Below are 24,276 nucleotides of genomic sequence, written 5' to 3'. Positions count from 1 at the left end.
GTTCACGGAGCCGGATCGGGCACCTGATCGGGCACCTGATCCGGCGCCCGCTCCGCGCGGCATGCCGGCGCCTGCGCCGCCTCCGACAGGTCCATGAACACGCGCACCATGCCGATGTCGCGCCGCTCGGCCAGGCACACCAGGTGCGCGCAGGTCCGCACGCGGGCATCGCTGATGGACACCGCGTGCAGGCCGCGGCCAGGCACGAACTCCACCGCCGAGACGGCCGCCACGCCGGCGCCCAGCATCACGGCCTCGCGGATGATCTCGCGGCTGGCGATCTCCATCACGACGTCCGGCGCCACGCCGGCCGCCTGCAGCGCGGTCTCCAGCGCCAGGCGCGTCGTCGATCCCTGCTCCCGCATCAGCAGCTTCTCGTGGCGCAGCTCGGCGATGCCGATGGATCGCCGGCGCGCGAAACGATGCGCGCCATTGCAGCAGATCAGCACCGGATGCTCGCTGTAGGGCACGGCCGCGAAGCGCCGGTCCCGTGACGCCTGCGCCAGCACGCCGACATCGGCCTCGTAGGCCAGCAGCCGGTCCAGCACGTCCTGCGAGTTGCCCGTGCTGACCGACACGCTCACGCCCGGATGCCGCTGATGGAAGGCCATCAGCATGCGGGTGACGTGGTGCGGCCCCACTGCCGCCACGCGCAGATGGCCGGAGCGCAGCTCGCCTTCATCGCGCAGCAGCTGCACCGCCTCGGCCTCCATGCCGAAGATCTGGCGCGACAGCTGCAGCAGCCGCTCGCCCAGCCCCGTCAGCCGCACCTGCCGGCCGCCGCGGTGGAACAGCTCCACGCGGTAGAGCGCCTCCAGCTGCGCGACCTGCGTCGTCACGGTGGGTTGGCTGACATGCAGCCGCTCGGCGGCGCGGGTGAAGCTGCCCGTGGCGGCCACGGCATGGAAGGAGCGGAGCTGGGTGAGACGCATGGGCGACCCCTCGTCGGCCGGGAGGGGTCGGCCTGGCGGCGGATGCCCGTCCTCTGCTGGTTTTCCCTGGCGATGCATAGAGGCAGTGAATGCAGCGGGCCGAAAACTTGAATTGGTCCAATGCCTGCGCTGGCCGCACAGTAGCAGCACGCGATCGATCCGGACACCTCGCAGACCCGGGGAATCGCGACAACAAAAGCCACTGGAGACCGCCATGCCGATCACTCGGAGACATCTGCTCGCGACCGCCCCGGCCCTGATGGCGCCGGCCCTGCTCAGCCATGCGGGAGGCGCGCGCGCCGCCGACGGCGCGCTGACCGTCGGCCTGATCCCCTCCGAGGACTCGCGCGCCATGATCGCCAACAGCCAGGCGATGATGGACATGCTGTCGCGCTCGCTGGGCATGCCCGTCAAGCCCTTCGTGGCGGCCGACTACAACGGCGTCATCGAGGCGCTGCGCTCGCGCCGCCTGGATGTGGCCTACCTCGGCCCCTTCTCCTACGTGCTGGGCGCGAGCGTCGCCAACATCGAGGCCTTCGCCGTCGCGGAGACCAAGAAGGCCGGACGCACGAACTACCACTCGCTGATCGTGGCCCACAAGGACAGCGGCATCCGCACGCTGGCCGACCTGAAGGGACGCAGCTTCGCCTTCGTCGATCCGACCTCGACCTCGGGCCACCTGTTCCCCAAGGCGGGCCTGCTGAAGGCGGGCTTCGATCCGGACAAGGCGTTCGGGCGCGTGATCTTCTCGGGCTCGCATGACTCGAACGCGGTGGCGGTGCAGAACCGCAAGATCGACGCGGTCGCGATCGCCGACCGCATCCTGGACAGCGCGATCGCCAAGGGCCAGGCCCGGCGCGAGGACCTGGTGGTGGTGTGGAAGTCCGACCCCATTCCCGAATCGCCGACGGTATGGCGCAAGGACCTGGATCCGCAGCTCAAGAAGCGCGTGCAGGCGGCCTTCCTCGAGGTCAAGGACATCCCATGGTCGGACCAGGGACTGCTCAACGGCTTCCATCCGACCAACGACGCCGCCTATGACGTCATCCGCGAGACGGCGCGCGTCCTGAAGCTCGACCTGAGGGGCATGAAGTGATCAAGATCCGAGGTCTGACCAAGCGCTATGGCGATGTCGAGGCCCTTCGCGGCATCGACCTGGACGTGGCGCCCGGCGAATTCCTGGTCGTGCTGGGCCCCTCGGGCGCCGGCAAGTCCACCCTGCTGCGCTGCATCAACCGGCTGTGCGCGCCCACCGAGGGCGAGATCCACGTCGACGGCTCGCGCGTGGACGCGGGCGGCGCCAGCCTGCGGCGCGTGCGGCGCAAAGTGGCGATGATCTTCCAGCACTACAACGTGGTGCCGCGGCTGTCGGTGCGCAAGAACGTGCTCACCGGCCGCCTGGGCACGATGCCGGCGCCGCTGTCGTGGCTGCAGATCTTCCCGCGCCAGGACATCGAGATCGCCATGGAGTGCCTGCGCCGCGTGGAGCTGGACGGCAAGGCGGACCTGCGCACCGACACGCTCTCGGGCGGCCAGAAGCAGCGCGTGGGCATCGCCCGCGCGCTGGCGCAGCAGCCGCGCGTCATCCTGGCCGACGAGCCGGTGGCCAGCCTCGATCCGAAAACCTCGCGCACGGTGCTGACCTACCTGAAGCAGGCCAGCCGCGAACTGGGCATCTCGGTGGTGTGCAACCTGCACCAGATCGACTACGCGCGCGAATTCGGCGAACGCATCGTGGGCGTCGCCGGCGGCCGCATCGTCTTCGACGGCGGCCCGGACGGCCTGAGCGCCGACGTGCTGCGCCGTATCTATCCCGGCTTGGAGGACGACGCCGCCTGTGGCGGCGCCCCGCGCGCCCGGCCGGCCACGCCCCCGCACAGCCTGACGCTGGAGGAAGCATGAGACTCGGTGCCTACACGCTGCTGCTGGGCCGGCCCTCGGGCCGGCACGGCTGGTGGCCGCGACTGCTGGCCGGCGCGGCCTTCCTGGCGCTGCTGCAATGGGCCGCGCGCGGTGCGCAGGTCAGCTTCGGCGAGCTGATCAAGGGGCTGCCGTGGATCGGCGACTTCCTCGCGCGCATGGTCCCGCCCCATTGGGGCTTCCTCGAGAAGCTGGTCCAGCCCGCGCTGGAGACGATCCAGATCGCGATCTGGGGCACGCTGTTCGCCGTGCTGCTGGCGGTGCCGGTGTGCTTCCTGGCGGCGCGCAACCTGGCGCCCAGCACGCTGGTCTTCCATGCGATGCGGCAGGTGTTCAACGTCACGCGCGGCATCAACGAGATCATCCTGGCGCTGATTTTCGTGGCCGCCGTCGGCCTGGGGCCCTTCCCCGGCGTGCTGGCCCTGGCGGTGCACGGCGCCGGCATGCTGGGCAAGTTCTTCGCCGAATCGATCGAGGAGATCGACCAGGGCCCGATCGAGGCGCTGCGCGCGACCGGCGCCGGGCCCATCCAGACCATCATCTTCGGCGTGCTGCCGCAGGTCGTCACGGCCTGGATCGCGGTGGTGCTCTACCGCTTCGAGACCAACCTGCGCCAGGCCACGGTGCTGGGCATGGTCGGCGCCGGCGGCATCGGCTTCGAACTGGTGGGCAGCATGAAGCTGTTCCAGTACCAGGACACCGCCACTTGCATCGTCGTGATCATCGTGATGGTCATGGCCGCCGACCAGATGTCCACCCGGCTGCGCGCCTGGATCCAGCAAGGAGCCCATTGATGAACACGATCGACGAGGCGGTTCAGGTCAATGGCCGCCGCTATGCGCGGCCCCGCGCGCCCACCGTGGTGGTGTGCGTGGACGGCTGCGAGCCGGATTACCTGACCCATGCGATCCAGGCCGGCGTGGCGCCCTGGCTGGCGCGCCTGCATGAACGGGGCACCTCGCTGATCGGCGAGTGCGTGGTGCCCAGTTTCACCAACCCGAACAACCTGTCGATCGTCACCGGCGTGCCGCCGTCCGTGCACGGGATCTGCGGCAACTACTTCCTCGACGCCGCGCGCGGCGAGGAAGTCATGATGAACGACCCGGCCTATCTGCGCGCCCCGACGCTGCTGGCGCGCTTCGCCGCCAGCGGCGCCCGCGTCGCCGTGGTCACCGCCAAGGACAAGCTGCGCGCGCTGCTGGGCCACGGGCTGGACGGCATCTGCTTCTCCGCCGAGAAGGCCGCGGAGGCGACGCTGGACAGCGCCGGCATCGACCGCGTGCCCGAGCTGGTGGGGCTGCCGGTTCCCCCGGTCTACAGCGTCGCGCTCAGCGCGTTCGTCTTCGCCGCCGGCGTGCGGCTGATGGAGACGCATCGTCCCGACCTCACCTACCTCTCCACCACCGACTACATCCAGCACAAGTGCGCGCCCGGCGCGCCGGAAGCCAACGCCTTCTACGCGATGATGGACCGCCACCTGGCGCGGCTGGACGCGATGGGCGCGGTGATCGCGCTGACCGCGGACCACGGCATGAGCGCCAAGACCGACGCCGCCGGCCGGCCGCGGGTGCTGTTCCTGCAGCAGATGCTGGACGACACGCTGGGCGTGGGCCTCGCGCGGGTGATCCTGCCCATCACCGATCCCTACGTCGTGCATCACGGCGCGCTGGGCTCCTTCGCCACGGTTTACGCGCCGCCGGCCGCGCTGGCCCGCGCGAGCGAGCGGCTGAGGAGCCTGCCCGGCGTCGAGTGCGTGCTGGACCGCGAGACGGCCGCCGAGCGCTTCGAGCTGCCACCGGACCGGATCGGCGACCTGGTCGTCATCGCGGACCACCTGACGGTCCTCGGCACGCGCGCCGACCGCCACGACCTGAGCGGACTGACAGTGCCGCTGCGCTCGCACGGCGGGCTCTCCGAGCAGCTCGTGCCGCTGCTGTTCAACCGCCGCCTGAGCGGGCTGGACCCGGACCGCCGGCTGCGCAACTTCGACGTGTTCGATCTGGCGCTCAACCACGCCCAACCCGCCTAGAGGCCTTCCATGATCCACGAGTACTTCAACCCCGTGCGCAGCGTCTACGGGGAGGGGGCCCTGTTGTCCCTGCCCGCGCTGCTGGGCCGGCGCCGCGCCGTGCTGGTGACCTTCCCGGAGGCGGCCTCGCTGGGGCTGGTCAGCCAGGTGCGCGAGCTGCTGGGCGACCGGCTGGCCGGCGTCATCGACGACGTGCGCCCCAATCCCGACGTGGCCGAGCTGCGCGGCCAGCACGAGCGCTTCTGGCGCGAGCACCGCGACACAGCCGCGATTGTGGCGCTGGGCGGCGGGAGCGCCATCGACACCGCCAAGGCGCTGATGGTGGGCACGGCCAGCGGCCGCTTCGACGAACTGATCGCGCTGCTGCAACGCGGCGAGCCGTTCGAGCCGCATGCGGCCAAGGCGCTGATCGCCGTGCCGACGACGTCCGGCACCGGCAGCGAGGTCACGCCCTGGGCGACGATCTGGGACCGCGAGCAGCAGCGCAAGCACTCGCTGCATTTGCGCGCGACCTGGCCCGAGATCGCGCTGATCGATCCGCTGCTGATGCAATCGCTGCCGCCGTCGGTGACGCTGCAGAGCGGACTGGACGCGCTGTCCCATGCGCTGGAGGCGATCTGGAACCGCAACGCCAACCCGCTGTCGGACACCTACGCGGTGTCGGCCGCCCGGGAGATCCTCTCGACGCTGCCCGCGCTGATGCGCCGTCCCGTCAGTCGCGAACTGCGCGCGCGCATGGCGCTGGCGGCGCTGAAGGCCGGCATGGCCTTCTCCAACACGCGGACCGCGCTGGCGCACGCCATCTCCTATGAGATGACGCTGCGGCTGGGCCTGCCGCACGGCATCGCCTGCGCCTTCCCGCTGCCGCTGGTGCTGCGCATGGCGCTGGGCCGCTCGGCCGAGCGCGATGCGGTGCTGGGGCGGGCGCTGGGCCAGCCGCTGGCGGATGCGCCTCAGCGGCTGGCCGCTTTCCTGGAAGGCCTGGGCGTGCCGACGCGCTTCGCCTCCTACGGGCTGGACGACCGGGAGGCGCAGGACCTGATCGCCCGCGCGCTGACCGGCGCGCGCGGGCTCAACTTCATCGGCGCCAGTGCCGACACCGCGGAGGAGATCGCATGAGCACGACCAAGCACCTGCGGTCCTGGACGGCGCCGCCCATGATCGACGAAGGCCTGCGCCTGGGCGACGAGATCCTGCACACCGACCGCCACCTGGCCGTGCGCAGTCCCTACACCGGGCAGCAGGTGGGCCAGGTCGCGATGGCCACCGTCGACCACGTGCGCCGCGCGATGACGATCGCGCACGGCTACCGGCCTACGCTGTCGCGGCATGCGCGGGCGCAGATCCTCAACGGCGCCGCTGCGTTGCTGCGCGCGCGCGCCGAGACCGCCTCCGACCTGATCACGATGGAGTCGGGGCTGTCCAAACGCGACAGCCGCTACGAGATCGGCCGCGTCATCGACGTGCTGGGCTTCGGCGCCACCGAGGCGCTGCGCGACGACGGACAGGTGTTCTCCTGCGACCTCACGCCGCATGGCAAGCGCCGCAAGGTGATCACGCTGCGCGAGCCGCTGCAGGGCGTGATCACCGCGATCACGCCGTTCAACCATCCGATGAACCAGGTGGCGCACAAGGTGGTGCCCAGCATCGCGACCAACAACCGCATGGTGCTCAAGCCGTCGGAAAAGGTGCCGCTGTCGGCCTACTTCTTCGCCGAGCTGCTCTACGAGGCCGGCCTGCCACGAGAGATGCTGCAGGTGCTGACCGGCGATCCGCGGGAGATCGCCAATGAGCTGGTGATGAACCCGCATGTCGATCTCATCACCTTCACCGGCGGCGTGTCGATCGGCAAGGCCATCGCGAGCAAGGCCGGCTACCGGCGCACGGTGCTGGAGCTGGGCGGCAACGATCCGCTGATCGTCATGGACGACGCCGACCTGGAGCGTGCCAGTGAGCTCGCGGTGCAGGGCTCCTATAAGAATTCGGGACAGCGCTGCACGGCGGTCAAGCGGATGCTGGTGCACGAGGCGGTGAAGGAGCGCTTCACGCAGCTGGTGGTCGAAAAGACGCTGGCCTGGCGCCACGGCGATCCGATGGATGAGCGCAACCAGATGGGCACGGTGATCGACGAGGCGGCGGCGATGCAGCTCGAGCGGGTCGTGGCCGAGGCCGTGTCGCAGGGCGCGCGCGTGCTGGCGGGGCATCGGCGCGAGGGCGCGCTCTATGCGCCGACGGTGCTGGAAAACGTGCGGCCGGAGATGACCGTCGTGCGCTCGGAGACCTTCGGGCCGGTGTCGCCGATCCTGGGCTTCAAGACCATCGACGAGGCGATCGCGCTGTCCAACGGGACGGCCTTCGGCCTGTCCTCGGGCGTGTGCACGAACCGGATGGACGACGCGATCCGCTTCGCGCAGGAGCTGCAGGTCGGCACCGTCAATGTGTGGGAGGTGCCGGGCTATCGCATCGAACTGACGCCGTTCGGCGGCATCAAGGACTCGGGCCTGGGTCACAAGGAGGGGGTCCAGGAGGCGATGAAGTCCTTCAGCAACACCAAGACGTTCACGATGCCCTGGTGATCGGGGCCGGCGCGGGCCGCGCAGGAGAGCAGCCGTCCAGATGATCGGGCGCGGACGGGTCGGGACCGAGCTCTTTCAGCCACGCGGCCGACAGGCTTTCCTCCAAGACGTGCGGCCCATCGCCGCACCACACGAGGTTGGCCTCGCGCAGCCGGCCCAGCGCGGCGCGAATAGCGGCGGGCGATGTGTCGCGCGTCGGCGCTCCGTGCATGTCAGCCATCAACTGAACCAATCGCCGCTCCGTCTCCGGCATGTAGGGCGCAAAGCGTGTCCCCGTGCCCGCAAGTTGCCGCAGCACGACCTGGTCCAGCGCATCGAGCTCCATCACCCGCGTCAGGAACTCGTGTTTCTCGATCTCGATGAGCTCCCGTGCAGCCTGGCTCAGCGCGCTCTCCTGCTCCTGAGGATCACGAAGCGCTTGTGACGCGGCCCGGCAACAAGCGATGTGGAACACCTCGGGACGTTGGAAGCAAACCTCGAAAGCATGACTCATCGCCGCCAGCGACGGACGAAAGGCAGGGCCATGCACCGCCCGTTCCCAGGCGAGGTAGTCCGCTTCCCCCAGCGTGGGCATGACCTTGAGCGACGCGCAATAGAACGCCTCGTGCTTGTAGCGGATCATTCGCTCGATCTTCGCGTGGTGCGAACCGGTCATCACCAGCCGGAACATCAGTCGCTCACAGATGCTCAGATGGTCGCGGGCGGACTTCAGCATGAACAGGACGTCTCGCCCGAACTGCGTGGTCTGCGCATGCTGAGCCTCATCGACGATCAGCACCACGGTGCGGCGCGTCAGGTCGGACAAGCGCTCCAGGTTCTCTCGCAGCGACGGCAGCCGCGAGGCGTCGGCCTTCGCGAGCTCGACCTCGACGCCCGGCGCCTTCAGGCGCGACAGGCTCAAGCGGCGCAGCGGCGAGAGCGAGGTCCACCCTTCCTCCCTATTCAGGGCGTCCTCGACGAGTCCGACAATGACTGCACCGGGATCCTCGGCGCGACGCTCCCAGAGGTCGGCGTACAGCACGAGCGCCTTGCGCTCGCGTTCGAGGGTGGGAATCAGGTCGTAGCGGAGGAAGGTCGTCTTCCCGGTGCGCCGCGGCGCGGTCAGGAACATGCCGGACGCATGGCTGCGGGACATCAGGTCCGCGGCCATCTCCCTGGCGAGCGCCGGCCTGTGAAAGATCTTCTCGTCGCTGTGGACGATCTCGCGGCTCTCAGGACGGGCAGCGCCGCGAATGCGGTCAAGCAGATGACGAATGACTTGCAGCATGGGACACCTTGTCTTTTCAGGCCGCAGCCTCATCGCATCCGGCACCTGAAAGGGCGTCGTGCTGCGCATCCTGTGAAGCAGACCGCGTCACCTCGACAGGCGGCCGCTCGAGCAGCCACCTCGCGAACTGGCTCTCTTCCAACGCATACGATCCATCGCCGCACCACACGAGTTTCGCCTCGCAGAGCCGATCCAGCGCCTCCAGGATGGTGTCGTCCGTCAGCTGTGGCCGCTGGTCGTCCGGCAGGACCGACAACATGGCTTTCAGGCGGCGCCTCGCGTCGGGGAACATCGGCGTGAAATCAACGCCGTCCTCCGCGAGCAGGCGCAGCACGGCCTGCTCCAGGGGCCTGAGCCGCTGAAGGCGGACAAACAGCATGCGCTTCTCCAGATCGATCTGCCCGCGCGCCAGACACAAGAGCATCTGCTCCTGCATCTCGCCACTCTGCGGTCCCATCGCGGCCACGCCGCGGCATGCCTTGTGGAAGGCCTCGGGACGCCGCAGACAGATCTCGAAGGCCCGGGCCATCACCGTCAATACCGGCTCGAATGGCGGGCCGTGGTTGCGGCGCGCCCAGGACAGATAGTCGTCGTCGCCGAGCGTTGGCAGCACCTCCAGCGGTGCCAGATAGAACGCCTGATGCTTGTCGCTGACCAGGCATTCGATCTTCTCGTTGTGAGAGCCTGTGGCCAGGAAACGGAACATCACGTGATCGCGGCCATTGAGCGAAAGATCCGGCCAGCGGATTGGCACCGCTGCTCGGAGACGGGGCCGGATCGGCCCATGAAGCGGGCGACAACGCGTTGGACAAGCTGCAGCATGAATACCCTCCAGCGACCGGCCTCACGCCGCCTTCACGGCGCGTCGATCGGTGGCGAACAAGGTCGACAGTTCCATCTCCAGCAGCCAGTCGACGTGGCGGGCGTCCTCGATCACGTAGATCCGGCAATGCCACAGCAGCTCGAGCTGCTCGAGCCGGGCCAGCGTCGCCTCCACGCCCTGCATGCTGAAGTCGGGCTGCATCGCCGTCTCGCCCATCAGCGACAGCAGCTGCATCACCCGTTCGTGGGAGCCCGAGAAATGGGGAGCGAATTGAGGGCCCCGCTCGGCCTTGAGATGGAGAAAGGCCGTGGCCAGCGGACCGGCCGCGATGAGCTTCTCGGCGAAGACCTTCTTCTCGTTCGCCAGCCACCGGTCCACCTGCTCGACCAGCATCCGCTCCGCCTCCCCCGCGTCGATCGCCGCGATCGCGCGCACGCTGTTGCAGACCTCGATGAAGTCCTCCACGCGGTGGAACAGCCGATCGAACGACGCGCCCATCACCGCCAGGCTCGGGCGCTCGCCGTGCTCCCAGAGCCCGCGTTGCCAGTGGAGGAAGTCCTCCCCCATCACCGGCAGGGACCGCGTCCTTGCGCAGAGGAAGGGCTCGCGCTTCTCGCGCACCATGTGCTCGAGCTTGTGCGCGTGCGAGCCCGTGGCCAGGAAGCGGAAGCCGGGACCGGGCGTCAGCAGCAAGGCATCGCGCGCTGCCTTCAGGCCATGCAGCGCCACCCGCCCGAGTTCCGTCGTCTGACAGCGATGCGCCTCGTCCAGCAGCAGCACGACGCGCTTGCCGGTCACCCGGGTCAAGTTCTGCAGCGAGGTCGTGAGCGACTCCACCTGCCCCGCGTTGATCCGCTCCAGGCTGATCTCGACGCCGCAGAGCCGGAATCCCTTCAGGCCGATGCGGCGGGCCAGACGGACACCCCAGCCGTCGAAGGCGTCGAGCGCCATCCCCACTGCGCGATAGATCGCGACGCCGGGATCCAGCTTCTGGTCATCCCACAGATCCACGTAGAGGACGAAGGCGCCGTGCTCGTCCCTCAGCGCGGCGGCCAGTTCCCCGCGAACGAAGGTCGTCTTGCCGGTACGGCGCGGTCCCGTCAGGAACAGCCCTGACTTGAAGCTCTCGGACATCAGCTGAGCGGCCATCGACGACGCGAGCGCGGGGCGATGGAACAGGTGCGCAGCCCCGCTCGGCGAGCGCTGCGAAAACTCTTGAACTTGCGGCATGGAACACCTCCAGGCCACAGATTCTTCGCCCGCTGGACGACTCCAAAAACGAACGACCGTGCTGAAACGGGGTCAGTCGTTGCGCGTTGCCGACGAAATGGCGAACTATCTTTTGGGGGATGACTTGCCGTCAGACAACCGCTGCCGGCCCACCCATGCGCGCGTTGCGCATCATCCTGGCCGCGAACATCGTCACCGACGCCCCCCACGGCGTGTAGCGCGGCAGCTGGAACGGGTCGGTGCCCGGACGCGCCACGCCAGCGGCCGTGCTGACCGCCGCCTCGAAACCCAGTTCGCGCAACATCGCCGCATGGCCCGCGTCGTAGTCGCGCACCGGCCGTCCGTTCGGATAGGCGAAGCTGCGCACCGGCCGGCCCAGCAGCGCCTGCAACCGGTCCCTGCCCTGCGCCACCTGCGCGCGCGCGCCCTCCGGCGTCAGCGTCGTCAGCACGGTGTGGTCGACGGTGTGGCCGCCGATCTCGTGACCCGCGTCGGCCAGCTGCCGCAGCTGCGCATCGGTGAGCATCAGGTCATCCGGCATCGCGCCGACCGGCTGCGCCGCCAGCATGCGCCGCAGCTGCGCCTCGCGTTCGTCCGGCCCCAAATACTTCAGCTGCACCTGCAGCGCGGTCACCGCCTTCAAGCGCTCCTCCACCGTTCCGGCCGGATGCACGCCCATGCCCGCCGCCGAGAGATCCAGCACCGGCCCCGGCGCCAGCCGCACGAACTCGATCACCGTGTCGCTGAACATGCGGCCGCCGTTCAGGTAGCCCGTCGCGACGAATACCGTCGCGCGCGCGCCGTGCCGCGCCAGGATCGGATGCGCCACCGTCCAGTTGTCCGCGTAGCCATCGTCGAAGGTGATGCAGGCCGCGCGCCGCGGCAGCCGGCGCTCGCGCAGCGCGGCCGCGGCGTCGCTCACCGTCATCAGCTCGAAGTGCTTCGTGAGGAACGCGACCTGCGCCTCGAACAGCGCGGCGTCGATCTCGCCCGGACGCAGCGGGTCGGGCGACGGCAGCACGCGGTGGTAGATCAGGATGCTCAGCGCGGGCTCCCCGCGCGGCCAGCCCAGCAGGCTCAGCGAAGCCAGCATCACGCGCCCTCCCAGTACGGCGAGTGCACGTCGCGCGGCGCCTGGCCCGAGGCGATCGCGGCCTGCTGGCGCTCCGCCATCGCCGCGGCGACGACGCGGTTCAGCACCACCACGATCAGCACCAGGTAGTACGGCAGGTCGAAATACACCAGACTCAGGAAGGCCCCGCCGGTCGCATAGCCGATCAGCCCCACCTGGCACATCGCCGACAGGTCGCGCGCCCATTGCAGGTCCGCCGCGCCCTTGCTGGCCTTGATCGTGGCGCTGGCCAATCGCCAGGTCATCGCGAAGATGCCCACGAACAGGAACAGCCCCATGAAGCCGTGCTCGCCCAGCGCCTGGAAGTAGATGCTGTGCGCGGTCAGCGGGATCGACGGATCGGGCGCGTACTTGGCGAAGGCCGCCGGCCCCGCCACCGTGAAGCCGCCGCCGAACGGGAACAGGTCCAGCGCCATCCGCCACGCCGTCTGCCACGCATTGATGCGGCCCAGCGCCGACGCGTCCTGGTCGTAGGTCTTGATCGTGTTCATGCGCTCGGTCCAGCTGTCCGGCATGAACACGAAGATCAGCGGCAGCGCCACCAGCACCACCAGCGCCAGCGGCAGCTTGTTGCGGCTCTTCATCCACATGAAAAAGGACATCGCCACGATCGCCAGGAAGGCGCCGCGCGACTGCGAGCCCACCGCCGAGGCCATGCACAGCACCATCGCCACCACCGCCAGGTAGCGCTGCCAGCGCTTGTCCGCCTGCAACTGCAGGTAGCGGATCAGCGGCACCGTCATGATGGTGGCCAGCGCCAGCGAGTTGTTGTCCTCGATGAACGAGCCCTCCGGCCCCCAGACCCGCGCGCTGCCGCCCGACAGCACGGTGAACACGCCGCCCTTGATCCCGTAATAGCCGATCGAGATCACCAGCACCAGCACCAGCAGGTCCAGGTCGCGCCGACGCTGCACCACCAGCAGGGAGACCAGCACCATCAGCAGCACCTTGAAGGCGCGCGAGTAGTAGTGCATCTCCTTGTCGGGATAGAACGAGAACAGCAAGGGCGACACGCCGATCCACAGGATCCAGATGGCCAGCAGCACGGTCACCGCGTTGACCGGGAACCGCACCAGCTTGTCCCGGTGCAGCAGCAGGCTCATGAACAGCGCCAGCGCGATCACCATCGACCACGGCGCGTCATGCGCGAAGCCATAGGCCAGCCGGTGCGGGTTCATCACCCCCATCCAGACCCAGCCCAGCACGCCCCACATCGGGTCCTTGAAGGTCTTGTAGATCAGGGCCAGGAACAGGCCCAGGATGAGGAGGTCACGCATGACGCAGCTCCGGCGACCGCCGCGCGGCCAGGATGCGGTGGAAGAGCGCGAGCTGGCCCTGCGTGGTCGCGTCCCAACTGAACTGCTCGGCATAGCGGCGCGTCGCGGCGCGGTCGCGCGGCGCCGCGCGCAGCCGGCGCACCGCCTCGGCCACGCCGGCCGCGCTGCGCTCGGGCATCAGCTCGCCGGCCTCCGGGCGCGCGACGACTTCCGGCGTGCCCCAGACGTTTGAGGCCGCCACCGGCGTGCCGCAGGCCATCGCCTCCAGCAGCACGTTGGCCCAGCCCTCGCGGCTCGAGGCCAGGACCAGCGCATCCACGCCGGCATAGACCTCGCGCAGGCGCGCCTGCGCCAGCGCGCCGAGGAAGCGCACCCGCCCCGTCACGCCCAGCGACTCCGCCAGCCGGCGCAGCGCGCCCTCCTCCGGGCCGGCACCGGCGATCAGCAGGTCGACATCGGGCAGCTCGGCCAGCGCGCCGATGACCAGCTCATGGCCCTTGCGCTCGATCAGGTGCCCCACCGAGGCGAGCGTGAAGCGGCCCGGCGCGAGTTGCAGCGCGGCGCGCGCCTCGTCGCGGCCCGCGGGATGGAAGAGCGTCAGGTCCACGCCATTGCGCAGCGCGGTCACCTTCGCGGCATCGGCGCCCAGCCCGACCAGCTCATCCTTGAGCGCCTCGCAGACGGTGATCATCGCGTCGGCCTGATCGGCCGCGCGCAGGATCAGCTTGCGCGGAAAGGCGTACGCCGGGATCAGGTTGATGTCGGTGCCGCGCGCGGTGATCACCAGCGGCTTGCCCAGCGCCTTGGCCACGAAGGCCGCGGCCACGCCATCCGGATAGAAGTAGTGTGCGTCGATCAGGTCGAAGTCATAGCCCTGCGCCTGCAGCCGCTTCGCCGCTCGCAAGAAGGTCCAGGCCAGCGTGTAGGGCGCGCTGCTCATGCCGACCTTGGGCAGTCGGATGAAGCGCGGATGCTCGACCTCCAGGCCGTTGCGCGACTCGCGCGGCGGCGTGGCGGCGAACTGGCCGTACTCGCCGAATCGCTCGCCCTTGAGCGGGAACCAGGGCACCGGCGCGATCACGCGCGATTCGGCCTGGCCCGACGCCACCAGGTGGCGCAGGCGCGTCTCCACGAAGATGCCGTGGCTGGGCATCACCGCGCTCGGATACAGCGTCGAGAAAGTCAGCAGCTTCAGCACGCTCAGACCCTCGCGTCGTTGGGCTTGGCGCCGCCGCTCACGCCGCGCCCGGCGCGCAGCGACTGGCCCAGCGCGACCACGCGCTCGGCATTGCCGTGCCAGGTCAGATGCAGCCGGCCGATGGTGGCGCGGGCGCCCTGCCCCAATCGATCGCGCAGCGCGGCGTCCGACGCCAGACGCGCCAGACGCGCTTCCAGCGCGCCCGCCTCGGCGGGATCGAAGAGCAGCGCGTTCACGCCGTCGTCCAGCACTTCCTCGATGTTGGGCGTGCTCGGCGCGACGATGGCCTTGCCCAGCGCCAGGTACTCGAAGAGCTTGAGCGGCGACGCGTAGGCCACCACCGCGGGCTGCAGCGCGATGTCGAAGGCGGCCACATGGGCGGGCACCTCGTCGCGCGAGACCACGCCGGTGAAACGCACCCGCTCGCCAAGCGCGAGCCCGGCGGCCAACTGCTCCAGGTTGGCGCGCTCGGGGCCGTCGCCGACGATCAGCAGCCGCGCGTTCGCCGGCGCCGCGCCGGTGGCCATCCAGCGGATCACCTTGTCCATGCCGTGCCAGTCGCGCACGAAGCCGGTGAAGCCCAGCACCAGCGCGCCATCCCAGCCCAGCGCGCGCTTGGCCGCGCCGGGCGAGGGGGCGGCGTCGAAGTGCGCCTCGTTGATGCCATTGGGGATCACGGCCATGCGCTCCAGCGGCACGCCGCGCGCGGCGATCATCGATCCCAGCACCCGGGTCACCGGCAGCACCGCATCGGCACCGCGCCAGACCGTGTCCTCGGCCCAGCGCGCGACGCGCGGCAACGCCAGACCGCCAAACCTGGCGCGCTCGTCCACCAGCGGCGCGTTCACCTCCAGCAGCAGCGGCAGACCGAGCCGCTTCTTCAGCATCAGCCCGCTGAGCAGGTAGAGGTTGTAGCGCTCATAGATCAGATCGGGCTGGAACTCGCGCGCCGCGGCGGCTAGACGGCGATAAGCCACCAGCGAGTAGGCCAGCTCCAGCAGCTCGTAGACGAACTTGGGCAGCCTGGCGCGCAGGCGATGCACCCAGCCGGCGTCGTCGCCCATCCTGGACTTCTCTTCCGGCGCCGATTCGCCGCCCGGCGCGACGACGCGCACCTCGTGACCGAGCGCGCGCAGCGAGCCGATCATTTCCTCGATATGGACCGCCTGGCCGTCCTTGGATGCGGTGCGATGGTGATAGAGGATCTTCATCCGATGCTCGGGGAACGTCAGGCGGCTTCGCGCAGCGAGGCGGCGCCCATCACGTTGCGCAGGAAGGCGTCATACATCAGCAGCGTCCACAGCGGCGTGCTGTGGTCGCGCGATCCGTTCTCGTGCTGCTCGACCATCGCGCCCACAGCCTTGAGGTCGAACATGCCGGAGTCCGCCAGCGGTCCGCCCAGCAGCGCGCCCCGCACGCGCTGGCGCAGCGGCCCGCGGAACCAGCGCGCCAGCGGCACGGCGAAGCCCATCTTGGGCCGGTAGAGCACGTCGTTCGGGAGATGCGGCTCGAGCGTCTTCTTGAACAGGTACTTGCCCTCGCCGCCGCGCAGCTTCAGGTGGGACGGCAGCGTGGCGAGCCACTCGACCAGCGGATGGTCCATCAGCGGCTCACGCACCTCCAGCGAGTGCGCCATCGACGCGCGGTCCACTTTGGTGTTGATGTCGCCGACCAGGTAGGTCTGCAGGTCGATGTACTGGATCAGCGCCAGCGGATCGTCGGTGCCGGCGCGCTCGGCATGCTGCAGGAACAGCTCGCGCGCGTTGTAGCCGCCAAGCTCCGACTTGAAGCGCGCGCTGTACAGCGGCAGGCGCTCGTTGTCGCGGATCACGGACATGGTGTGGAAGTAGGCCTCCACCGAATTGCGCGCCAGCGCCTGGAAGGTCGTCTTGGCGCGGAACACACGCGGCGCCCAGTCCGCCTTCGGATAGAGCCGGCCCAGCGTGCCGAACAGCGGCTTGCGCAGCCCCAGCGGCAGGCTGGCGCGCATGCGCTCCTCCATCATGTGCAGCTTGTAGCGGCGGTAGCCGCCAAAGCTCTCGTCGCCGCCGTCGCCTGACAACGCCACCGTCACATGCTTGCGCGCGAGCTGGCAGACGCGGTAGGTCGGGATCGCGGAGCTGTCGGCATAGGGCTCGTCGTAGAGCCGCGCCAGCGTGTCGATCAAGTCGAAGTCGTCGCTCTGGACCATCTCCACGTGGTGATCGGTCTGGTAGCGGTCGGCGACCATCTGCGCGAACTCGGACTCGTTGTACTGCGGATCGTCGAAGGACATCGAGCAGGTCTTGACCGGGCCATTGGTTTCGCCGGCCATCATCGCGACCACCGCGCTGGAGTCCACGCCGCCCGACAGGAAGGCGCCCAGCGGCACCTCGGAGATCAGGCGCAGCTTGACCGCCTCGCGCAGGCGGCGCGTCAGTTCCTCCTGCGCCTGGACCTCGTCGATCCTGTTGTCCGTGGTGAAGCGAACGTCCCAGTAGCGGCGCGGCTGGCCCAGCCCCTCGCCGCGCCGGATCACCAGGGTGTGCGCCGGCGGCAACTTCAGCGCCTGGCGGAAGATGGTGCGCGGCTCGGCGACGTAGCCCAGCGCGAAATACTCCTCGACCGCCTGCGGCACGATGTCGCGCTTCATCGCCGGATGCGCGAGCAGCGCCTTGAGCTCCGAACCGAAGACCAGTGTGCCGTCGTCCAGCAGCGCGTAGAACATCGGCTTCACGCCGAGCCGGTCACGCGCCATGAAGAGCTGGTCGCGCGCCCGGTCCCACAGCACGAAGGCGAACATGCCGCGCAGCTTGTGCACGCAGTCCTCGCCCCAGGCCGACCAGGCGTGGACGATGGCCTCGGTGTCGCTCTTGGTCTGGAACACGTAGCCCAGCGCGGTCAGCTCGTCGGTGAGCTGCTGGTAGTTGTAGATCTCGCCGTTGAAGACGATGCCCACCGAATGGTCCGCGTTGAACAGCGGCTGCTGGCCGGTGGCGATGTCGATGATCGACAGCCGGCGGTGGCCGAAGGCCAGCCCGGGCTGCAGATGGATCGAGCCCTCGTCGGGGCCGCGGTGGTGCAGCGAGTCGTTGATGCGATGCATCAGCGCGCCATCGAAGTCGCGCCGCCCCCGGGTGTCGAAGAGTCCGCTGATTCCGCACATGCTCGTTCCCCTGCCTATCCCTCAGTCGTTCTTGCCGGCGCCGGCACGGTGGCCGCGCAGCGTGTCATACAGCCCCTGGTAGCGGGCGACCATGGCGCGCATGCTGAAGTCGCGTTCGACGCGCGCGCGGCCGGCCTCGCCCATCGCCGCTGCCCGCGCCGGATCGCGCGCCAGCGCCAGCAGCGCCGCGGCCATCGCCTCGGGCGCGGCGGGCGGCACCAGCAGGCCGCTCTCATCGCGTGTGACCAGGTCCGCGTTGCCGCCGACCTCGGTCGCGACCACCGGCAGCCCGCTGGCCATCGCCTCCAGGATGGTGTTGGAGATGCCCTCCGCCAGCGACGGCAGCGCGAAGACATGCAGGCCGCGCATCACGGCCGGCACATCGGTGCGCTCGCCCGGCAGCCAGGCCAGCGCGCTCAGGCCCGCCTCGTCGATCAGCGCCTGGCACTGCGCCCGCAACGGGCCGTCGCCGATCAGCACGAGGCGCGCGCGCTCGCGCAGCTCCGGGGCCGCGCCGATCATTGCGATGAAGGCGCGCGTCAGCATCAGCTGGTCCTTGACCGGCGCCATGCGGCCCACGGTGCCGATCAGCCAGTGCACGGCCGGATCGAAGGGGCAGCCGGGAATGGGCTCGGCTCGCTGACGCTGGAAGCGCTGCGTGTCGACGCCATTGACGAACTGGCTCACGCGCGCCGGCGGCACGCCGACCGGGCCGGTGAGGTACTCGCCCAGGTCGCGCGACAGCGCGATGTAGTGCGAGACGAAGGGCTTGTAGAAGCGGCGCACGCGCTGGTAGGCGCGGTTGCGGCCGTCCAGGTCGCCGACGTCGCGGCCATGCTCGCCGTGGATGCGCACCGGCACGCGCGCGGCCCAGGCCGGCAGTTGCACCTCCAGCGCCGCCAGATTGCGGCTGTGCACGATCGCGGGCTTGAGCGTGCGGAACAAGCGGTACAGCTTCGGGTAGAGCCAGAAGCCCTGCCCCGGCGGCTTGTTCAGCGCATAGCACGCGACGTCGTCGCGCTGCAGCCGCTTGCGGAAGTCGGTGACCTCGGTCAGCGCGACGATCGCATGCCGGTAGTCCTTCGCCGGCATGTGGTTGATCAGGTTCACCACGCCGTTCTCGAGACCGCCGGTGTCGAAGCGGTACATCACGTGCAGCACCAGCGGCCGCTCGTCCGCCGCGGCCATCGCGCGCTCGACGCTCATGCCGGCGCTCATCGCGAGCCTCCCGCGGACGCGCCGCGCTGGCCGGCATCGCGCACGTGACGCAGTTCGGCGTCGATCGCGGCCCAGTGCTGGCGCAGGAAGGCATCGAGCCGGCGCGGCGCCTGCTCGTCGGCATCGGTGTAGACCAGCACCAGCGCGGCGTCGTCGCCCTGCCCGCGCAGCCGCTCCAGCGCGCTCCAGACGCGCGCGCGCCAGGCGCTGGTCATCGGCCGGCCGTTGATCCAGTAGACATGCCACATCAGCATGCGGGGCGCGCTCACCACGTCCAGCGAGGACGCGCGCACCTGCGTGGTCAGCACCGGGATCGGCGCGGCGGCGCGGCCGTCGGGGCCCGCCGGCACGACGTCCGCCATGCCGCGTCCGGTCACGGCCCACTGCTTGTCTTCCGGCGACACGACCGCGTTGCTGGAACTCACCAGCTTGCGCTCGTAGTCCTGGCCGCGGAAGTACTGCAGGTGCAGGCCCACACGCGGCTGGCCGGCCGGCCCGGTGAACTGCTGATGGCGCGCGGCATTGGCGCCTTCGAAGTCGGGCGTCCAGGCGTCCGACGGCACGACCTGGTCCTGCCAGCCCGGCGCCGCGGCCACCGCGGGCAGCGTGTCGATCGGGGCCGAGTGGCCCTGGCGCAGCCAGGCGCCGGCCACCACGGGCAGCGCCACGGCCAGCAGCACGGCGACGGTGGCGCCCCAGCCCGTCGTGCCGACGGCGGACGCGGCGGTCTCGCGGGCCGGCGGCACCAGCGGCTGCTCCGGCTGGGCCCAGCGCGCGCCGATCAGGAACATCGCCATCATCACGAGGCCGAAGAACAGCCAGCCGTAGATCAGGTGGTCCACGCCCACCGCCAGCGTGTTGCCGGACAGATGGCCGATCATCACGATCAGGTAGGCGCGAGCCCAGTTCGCCACCAGCGGCAACGCCAGCGCGAAGGCGATGAAACCGAGCCGGCGGCGCATCGAGTGGTAGCTGAGGTAGGCGTAGAGCGTGCCCACCATCGCCGACGCGATCAGGTAGCGTACGCCGGAGCAGGCTTCGACGACCGACCACTGGCCGCTCGGGATGATGAACTGCAGCCCTTCCTGATAGACAGGCAGGCCGCTCAGACGCAGCGCGACGACGGTGAACCGGGCGGTCCAGTCCATCAGCTGCGGGAGCATGAATTCGCCGACCGGCACGCAGAAGAACAGGAAGCCCAGCGGGAAGGCCATCTCGCGCGCGATGCGCCAGCCCAGCACCGCCGGCACCAGCAGCACCAGCATGGCCACCAGCGTCAGCTGCGTGGCGGCGTTGATCGCGGCGAAGTCGGCGAACAGCCAGACCGCGCCCAGCGCGACGAGGGGCAGCGCCAGCCAGGCGACCGGGCGCGGCACCAGCGGCGCCACCAGCGCGCGGCGGCGCCACGCGAGCCACAGCGCGATCGGCGGCACCAGGAAGGCATGCGTGAAGGTGCCGGAGCGCCACCAGATGGTGACCATGCCGATCGCTGTCTGGCGATACAGCAGCAACAGCGCGATCGTCAGCAGGACCAGCACCGCGAGTGGGCGACGCCATGTGGCAGGAATGCCTCGCTCACGCAGCGCCGACGGGGTGGTTGCGCTCATATGAGCCCCTCGCCCGCGGCCAGCCGCGGCCGGTCCCCCAGGGGGACGCGAGCTTGCTTGGGGCGGCCCTGCGCTGCGCTCATGCCGCCCGCCCCTGCGGCGTCTCGCGCGGCAGGTAGCCGTCGAGCTTGGACAGATGCGCCTGCCAGCTGAACTGGCGCAGCACGCGCTCGCGGGCCTGCTGGCCGATCGCCTGGGCGCGGGCCGGCGCGCTGAGCAGCGCGTGGACGAGTTCGAGGTAGTCCGCGGCGCTGTCGGCCGAGAGCAGGTCCTGGCCGGCGAGCACGCCATCGGCGCCCAGCGCCTCGACGCAGGAGCGCGCCGCCACCACCGGGCGGCCCACCGCCATCGCCTCCAGGATCTTGTTCTGCACGCCGCGCGCGAGCCGCAGCGGGGCGACCACCGCGGCCGCGTGTTGCAGGTAGGGCCGCACGTCCGGCACGGTGCCGGTCACGCGCACGCCCTCGCCCGCCAGCGCCAGCACCGACGGCGCCGGCGCGCGGCCCACGATGGTGAAGCGCAGCGTCGGCCAGCGCTGGCGCAGCTGCGGCAACACCTCGGCGGCGAACCATTGCACCGCGTCCACGTTGGGCCAGTAGTCCATCGCGCCAGTGAACACCAGCGGCAGCTCGTCGGCCTCGAAGGGGCTGGCCTGCTGCGGCAGCGGCGCGAAGTAGCCGCTGTCAACGCCATTGCCCAGCGCCTCGACGCGCGCGCCGGTGGCGGACAAGCGCTGGAACAGCGCCTTCTCGCCCTCGGTCACGAAGAAGGAGCAGCGCGCCTGCTCGGCGACGCGGCGCTCATAGGCCAGCAGCTCGCGGCCCTCGCGGCGATACAGCCAGGACATCGGCCAGCGATGCGCCTTGGCGTAGTCGGTCCACTTGGCCGAGTCCACGTCGACGAAGTCGATCAGCATCGGCACCGGACCGGCGATCGCGCGCAGCTGCTCGGCGTACTGCGCCATCGTCGACGAGAACACCACGATCGCGTCGAAGCGCTGCTCGCGCGCGATCCGGTCGATCCACTCGCGCATCGCGCGCTGGCGGTAGTACGGCAGGCTCAGCGCCTCGCCGGTGGCCAGGCCGCGCAGGCTCGCCACGCGCGCCAGCAGCGGGTTCAGGTCGGCGGCGAAGAGCTCCTCGCACTGCGCGCGCAGCGCCGGCACATGGGGCCAGTCCTCGGCATCGTCGACGAAGGTGCCGAGCCAGACCTTGTGATGCGCGCTCAGGTGCTTGAGCAGGTGGTACGAGCGCAGCTTGTCGCCCTTGTTGGGCGGATACGGCAGGCGGTGGACGAGGTAGAGGATGTTGGCCATGGCCGTCCCTCAGCCCAGGCTGCGCACGATGTGCGGGCCCAGCCAGTTGGCCACCGAGATCGGCAGCCGGCGCCAGGTCTTGATCATCAGCTGGTACTTGGCGTTGCTCGGGTTGTTCTGCGGCACGGCCTCGCGCTTGTAGAGGCAGTACTCGTAGTGCAGCGGCGTGGGCTCGAAGCCCCAGTTCTTCTTGAACGCGTAGCTGCCGGTGCCCTGCTTGCTGCGGCCGTAGTCGAAGACCTTGAGCCCGCGACCGCAAGCGCGGCGCATCAGCTCCCAGTACTTGAAGTCGTTGGCCGCCAGGTCGCGCGCGGCGACCGCGTCGCCGGCGTAGTACGGCAGCACATCGTCGCGGAAGTAGAAGCTCAGCACGCCGGACAGCGGCTCGCCCTGCTCGCTGCAGACGATCAGCACCTCGGCGGCGTCGCCGAACTCGTCCAGCAGCGCCTGGAAGTAGCGGCGCGGCATCGCCGGCGTGCCGTGACGATGGACGTTGTCGGCGTACAGCGCGAAGAAGCGGCCCGCGTCGCGGTCGATCTCCGCCTTCAGGTTGTGCTTGATGCCCTTGCGCACCATCGCGCGCTGCTTGCGCGGGATGGCCAGCATGTTGGCCTCCTCGTCCGGGAGGATCTCCTTGCGGAAGGTGACGTACAGGTCCTGATGCGGCCAGTCCTGATGGCGGCGCTGGGTGTTGCGCAGCTCCAGGTGCTCGACGCCGAGCCGGCGCGCCAGCGCCTGCGCCTCGTCCTCCAGCGCGCGCGCGGCTTCGTCCGAGACCGCCGCCACGCCCCCATAGACCGCGAAGGGCAGGCTCACCAGCGCGTGGCCGAAGAGCCGGCTCTTGTTTTCCGCCAGCGGCAGCACGCCCTCGAGGACGCCATCGCGCTCGGCATAGAGGAAGTAGCCTTCGTGACCGAACTGCTTGCGGATGATCCGCTGCCAGGCGGCGAGATGGAAGAAGGTCGCCGACGGGCAGGCGCGCACGAACGCGTCCCAGCGCGCCGCGCCCTCGGCGTCCTTCAGCGCCAGGCGCTTGACCTGGACCGCGGGCGTCGCGGACGCGCTCATGCCGCCAGCCGCTCCGCGCCGCCGGGCGCCAGGAAGATCTCGTCCATCCGCCCCCAGGCGAAATCGCCCAGCAGCTGGTCGATGCGCGACTCGGTGCGGCCGATGTTCACGTAGTGCCGGAAGCGCGTCTTGGCATCGATGCCGGGAATGCGCGGCTGCTCCGGATCGATCTCCCAGGGATGGAAGTAGAAGACCGCGCTGCGGCCTTCGATGCGGTTGAAGCGCTCGATCATCCAGCGCGTCATGCCGTAGGGCAGCAGCCGGAACCAGCCGCCGCCGCTGCTCGGATAGTTCCTGCCGCGCCAGCGCAGCGTCGTCACCGGCACCTCGATCAGGCCCGGCCGCACCTCGTAGGCGAAACGCGGCGAATCCGGCATGCCGTAGTGGTCGTGCTGGATCGGATAGACGCTGGAGCTGTAGCGGTAGCCGCATTCGCGCAGCACGTCGAAGGCCCAGAGGTTGTCCTTGCCGATCGAGAAGCTCGGCGCGCGATAGCCCTTGACCGCGACGCCGCCCAGGTCCTCGAGCAGCGCCTTCGCGTCGCCCACATCCTTCAGGAACGCGGCGCGATCCAGGTCGCTGGCGCGCTCGTGGCCGAAGCCGTGGCTGGCCAGTTCATGGCCGCGCGCGACGATTTCGCGCACGATCGCCGGATAGCGCTGCGCGATCCAGCCCAGCGTGAAGAAGGTCGCCTTCACGCCGCGCGCGTCCAGCAGATCGAGGATGCGCGCCACGTTGCGCTCGACGCGGCATTCGCGCCGGTCCCAGTCGCCGCGCGCGATGTAGGGCGCGAAGGCGGAGACCTGGAAGTAGTCCTCGACGTCGATGCTCATCGCATTGCGGATCACCGCGCGGCTCGGGTTCATCGCATCGCTCCCACGAGTTTCTGCAGCAGCGCCAGCGTCTGCTGGTTGATCCGTTCCAGGCGCATCAGGCTGTCCTCGATGCGCTGCAGCCGCGCGTCCTGGCCGTCCAGGTTCATGCCGGCGAGCTCCTGCGCCAGCGCGCCCAGCTCACCATCCTGGCCCACGCGCGCGCGCAGCCGCGTCAGGTCCAGGTCGAGCTCGCCATCGCCGGCGTGGCCGTTCATGGGGCCGCTGGCATGCGCGTGGCCGTTGATCTCCGACCCGTGCACCGCCGGCGGCGGCGCCGAGGCCGATTCGCGCGACAGGTCCTGCACCACTTCCTCCACGTCGGCGGCGGTCAGGTGCGGGTTCTCATGCATGAAACCGAGCAGCAGCAGCCGGTCGCACAGCGTGTTGATGCGGCGCGGGATGCCGTGGCTGGCGCGGTGCAGCGCGGTGAAGGCGTCGGCGTCGAAGCTGGGCTTGCCGCTCGCCCCGGCGCACTTCAGGCGGTGCTCGATGTAGCGCTGCGTGTCCTCCTCGTCGAGCGGGCCGATGTGGCAGCTCGCCGCGATGCGCTGGCGGAACTGCTCCATCTCGGGCCGCTGCAGGATGGCGCGGAACTCCGGCTGCCCGACCAGGAAGGTCTGCACCAGCGACTGGTTGCCGAACTGGAAGTTGGACAGCATGCGCA

Annotated in this window: 20 protein-coding genes and 1 pseudogene; 6 read left to right on the top strand and 15 right to left on the bottom strand. The window is 69.9% G+C overall.

Features of this window, described 5'->3' with window-relative positions; translation table 11 throughout:
• Positions 1 to 2: 2 nt before the first annotated feature.
• Complete coding sequence (locus ABDW61_RS19960) at positions 3 to 932, bottom strand: LysR substrate-binding domain-containing protein (RefSeq protein ID WP_343641180.1); 930 nt, start codon at positions 930 to 932, stop codon at positions 3 to 5.
• A gap of 214 nt (positions 933 to 1,146) precedes the next feature.
• On the opposite strand from ABDW61_RS19960, the gene phnD reads away from it, so the two are divergent.
• Genes phnD through phnY form a run of 6 tightly spaced genes read left to right on the top strand, consistent with a single transcriptional unit; the run spans position 1,147 to position 7,457 of the window.
• On the top strand, positions 1,147 to 2,028 hold the full coding sequence (gene phnD, locus ABDW61_RS19955) for a phosphonate ABC transporter substrate-binding protein (protein ID WP_343641179.1): 882 nt from the start codon (positions 1,147 to 1,149) through the stop codon (positions 2,026 to 2,028).
• Entirely contained in the window at positions 2,025 to 2,834 is an 810-nt protein-coding gene (gene phnC / locus ABDW61_RS19950) for a phosphonate ABC transporter ATP-binding protein (RefSeq protein ID WP_343641178.1), read from the top strand. The genes phnD and phnC overlap by 4 nt, the downstream gene beginning before the upstream one ends.
• The gene (phnE, locus tag ABDW61_RS19945) at positions 2,831 to 3,646 is read left to right on the top strand and encodes a phosphonate ABC transporter, permease protein PhnE (protein ID WP_343641176.1); all 816 of its coding nucleotides are present in this window, start codon (positions 2,831 to 2,833) and stop codon (positions 3,644 to 3,646) included. The genes phnC and phnE overlap by 4 nt, the downstream gene beginning before the upstream one ends.
• A complete protein-coding gene (gene phnA, locus ABDW61_RS19940; RefSeq protein WP_343641174.1) occupies positions 3,646 to 4,881 on the top strand; it encodes a phosphonoacetate hydrolase in 1,236 nt (411 codons plus the stop codon). Before phnE ends, phnA begins: the two co-directional genes overlap by 1 nt.
• Positions 4,882 to 4,890: 9 nt before the next feature.
• The gene (psrA, locus tag ABDW61_RS19935; protein ID WP_343641173.1) at positions 4,891 to 6,000 is read left to right on the top strand and encodes an iron-containing alcohol dehydrogenase PsrA; all 1,110 of its coding nucleotides are present in this window, start codon (positions 4,891 to 4,893) and stop codon (positions 5,998 to 6,000) included.
• Between the two features lie 38 nt (positions 6,001 to 6,038).
• The gene (gene phnY, locus ABDW61_RS19930; RefSeq protein WP_343641254.1) at positions 6,039 to 7,457 is read left to right on the top strand and encodes a phosphonoacetaldehyde dehydrogenase; all 1,419 of its coding nucleotides are present in this window, start codon (positions 6,039 to 6,041) and stop codon (positions 7,455 to 7,457) included.
• Here the strand turns inward: phnY and ABDW61_RS19925 are convergent.
• From ABDW61_RS19925 to ABDW61_RS19860, 14 genes and pseudogenes are all read right to left on the bottom strand, one after another.
• Positions 7,441 to 8,724, bottom strand: a complete 1,284-nt coding sequence (locus ABDW61_RS19925; RefSeq protein WP_343641172.1) for a hypothetical protein — start codon at positions 8,722 to 8,724, stop codon at positions 7,441 to 7,443. The genes phnY and ABDW61_RS19925 overlap by 17 nt on opposite strands.
• 16 nt (positions 8,725 to 8,740) lie before the next feature.
• Positions 8,741 to 9,478 (bottom strand): hypothetical protein, encoded by a 738-nt coding sequence (locus ABDW61_RS19920; RefSeq protein WP_343641171.1) that lies wholly within the window; start codon positions 9,476 to 9,478, stop codon positions 8,741 to 8,743.
• Positions 9,479 to 9,568: 90 nt separating this feature from the next.
• Positions 9,569 to 10,777 carry a hypothetical protein gene (locus ABDW61_RS19915; protein WP_343641170.1) on the bottom strand — a complete coding sequence of 403 codons (1,209 nt, stop codon included), beginning with the start codon at positions 10,775 to 10,777 and terminating at the stop codon, positions 9,569 to 9,571.
• 130 nt (positions 10,778 to 10,907) lie between these two features.
• Positions 10,908 to 11,870: a polysaccharide deacetylase family protein gene (locus ABDW61_RS19910; RefSeq protein WP_343641169.1), complete on the bottom strand. Its 963-nt coding sequence runs from the start codon at positions 11,868 to 11,870 to the stop codon at positions 10,908 to 10,910.
• Positions 11,870 to 13,186, bottom strand: a complete 1,317-nt coding sequence (locus tag ABDW61_RS19905; protein WP_343641168.1) for a putative O-glycosylation ligase, exosortase A system-associated — start codon at positions 13,184 to 13,186, stop codon at positions 11,870 to 11,872. Before ABDW61_RS19905 ends, ABDW61_RS19910 begins: the two co-directional genes overlap by 1 nt.
• Positions 13,179 to 14,381: a glycosyltransferase family 4 protein gene (locus ABDW61_RS19900; RefSeq protein WP_343641253.1), complete on the bottom strand. Its 1,203-nt coding sequence runs from the start codon at positions 14,379 to 14,381 to the stop codon at positions 13,179 to 13,181. The genes ABDW61_RS19905 and ABDW61_RS19900 overlap by 8 nt, the downstream gene beginning before the upstream one ends.
• A 5-nt stretch (positions 14,382 to 14,386) precedes the next feature.
• Positions 14,387 to 15,595, bottom strand: a complete 1,209-nt coding sequence (locus ABDW61_RS19895; protein WP_343641167.1) for a glycosyltransferase family 4 protein — start codon at positions 15,593 to 15,595, stop codon at positions 14,387 to 14,389.
• A gap of 17 nt (positions 15,596 to 15,612) precedes the next feature.
• Positions 15,613 to 17,529: an XrtA/PEP-CTERM system amidotransferase gene (locus tag ABDW61_RS19890; protein ID WP_343641166.1), complete on the bottom strand. Its 1,917-nt coding sequence runs from the start codon at positions 17,527 to 17,529 to the stop codon at positions 15,613 to 15,615.
• 21 nt (positions 17,530 to 17,550) lie between these two features.
• Positions 17,551 to 18,747, bottom strand: a complete 1,197-nt coding sequence (locus tag ABDW61_RS19885) for a TIGR03088 family PEP-CTERM/XrtA system glycosyltransferase (protein WP_343641165.1) — start codon at positions 18,745 to 18,747, stop codon at positions 17,551 to 17,553.
• Entirely contained in the window at positions 18,744 to 20,354 is a 1,611-nt protein-coding gene (xrtA, locus tag ABDW61_RS19880; protein WP_343641164.1) for an exosortase A, read from the bottom strand. The genes ABDW61_RS19885 and xrtA overlap by 4 nt, the downstream gene beginning before the upstream one ends.
• A gap of 79 nt (positions 20,355 to 20,433) precedes the next feature.
• Positions 20,434 to 21,669 (bottom strand): TIGR03087 family PEP-CTERM/XrtA system glycosyltransferase, encoded by a 1,236-nt coding sequence (locus ABDW61_RS19875; protein ID WP_343641162.1) that lies wholly within the window; start codon positions 21,667 to 21,669, stop codon positions 20,434 to 20,436.
• A gap of 9 nt (positions 21,670 to 21,678) precedes the next feature.
• A complete protein-coding gene (locus tag ABDW61_RS19870; RefSeq protein ID WP_343641160.1) occupies positions 21,679 to 22,737 on the bottom strand; it encodes a FemAB family XrtA/PEP-CTERM system-associated protein in 1,059 nt (352 codons plus the stop codon).
• Positions 22,734 to 23,603, bottom strand: coding sequence for an XrtA system polysaccharide deacetylase (locus ABDW61_RS19865; RefSeq protein WP_343641158.1), 870 nt, complete (start codon positions 23,601 to 23,603; stop codon positions 22,734 to 22,736). Before ABDW61_RS19865 ends, ABDW61_RS19870 begins: the two co-directional genes overlap by 4 nt.
• Positions 23,600 to 24,276, bottom strand: a pseudogene (locus ABDW61_RS19860) (ATPase); the annotation flags it as partial. The pseudogene ABDW61_RS19860 and the gene ABDW61_RS19865, both read right to left, overlap by 4 nt.

The organism is Roseateles sp. (genome assembly GCF_039595595.1).
Classification (GTDB): domain Bacteria; phylum Pseudomonadota; class Gammaproteobacteria; order Burkholderiales; family Burkholderiaceae_C; genus Roseateles.
This window is presented reverse-complemented; position numbering and strand designations above follow the sequence as displayed.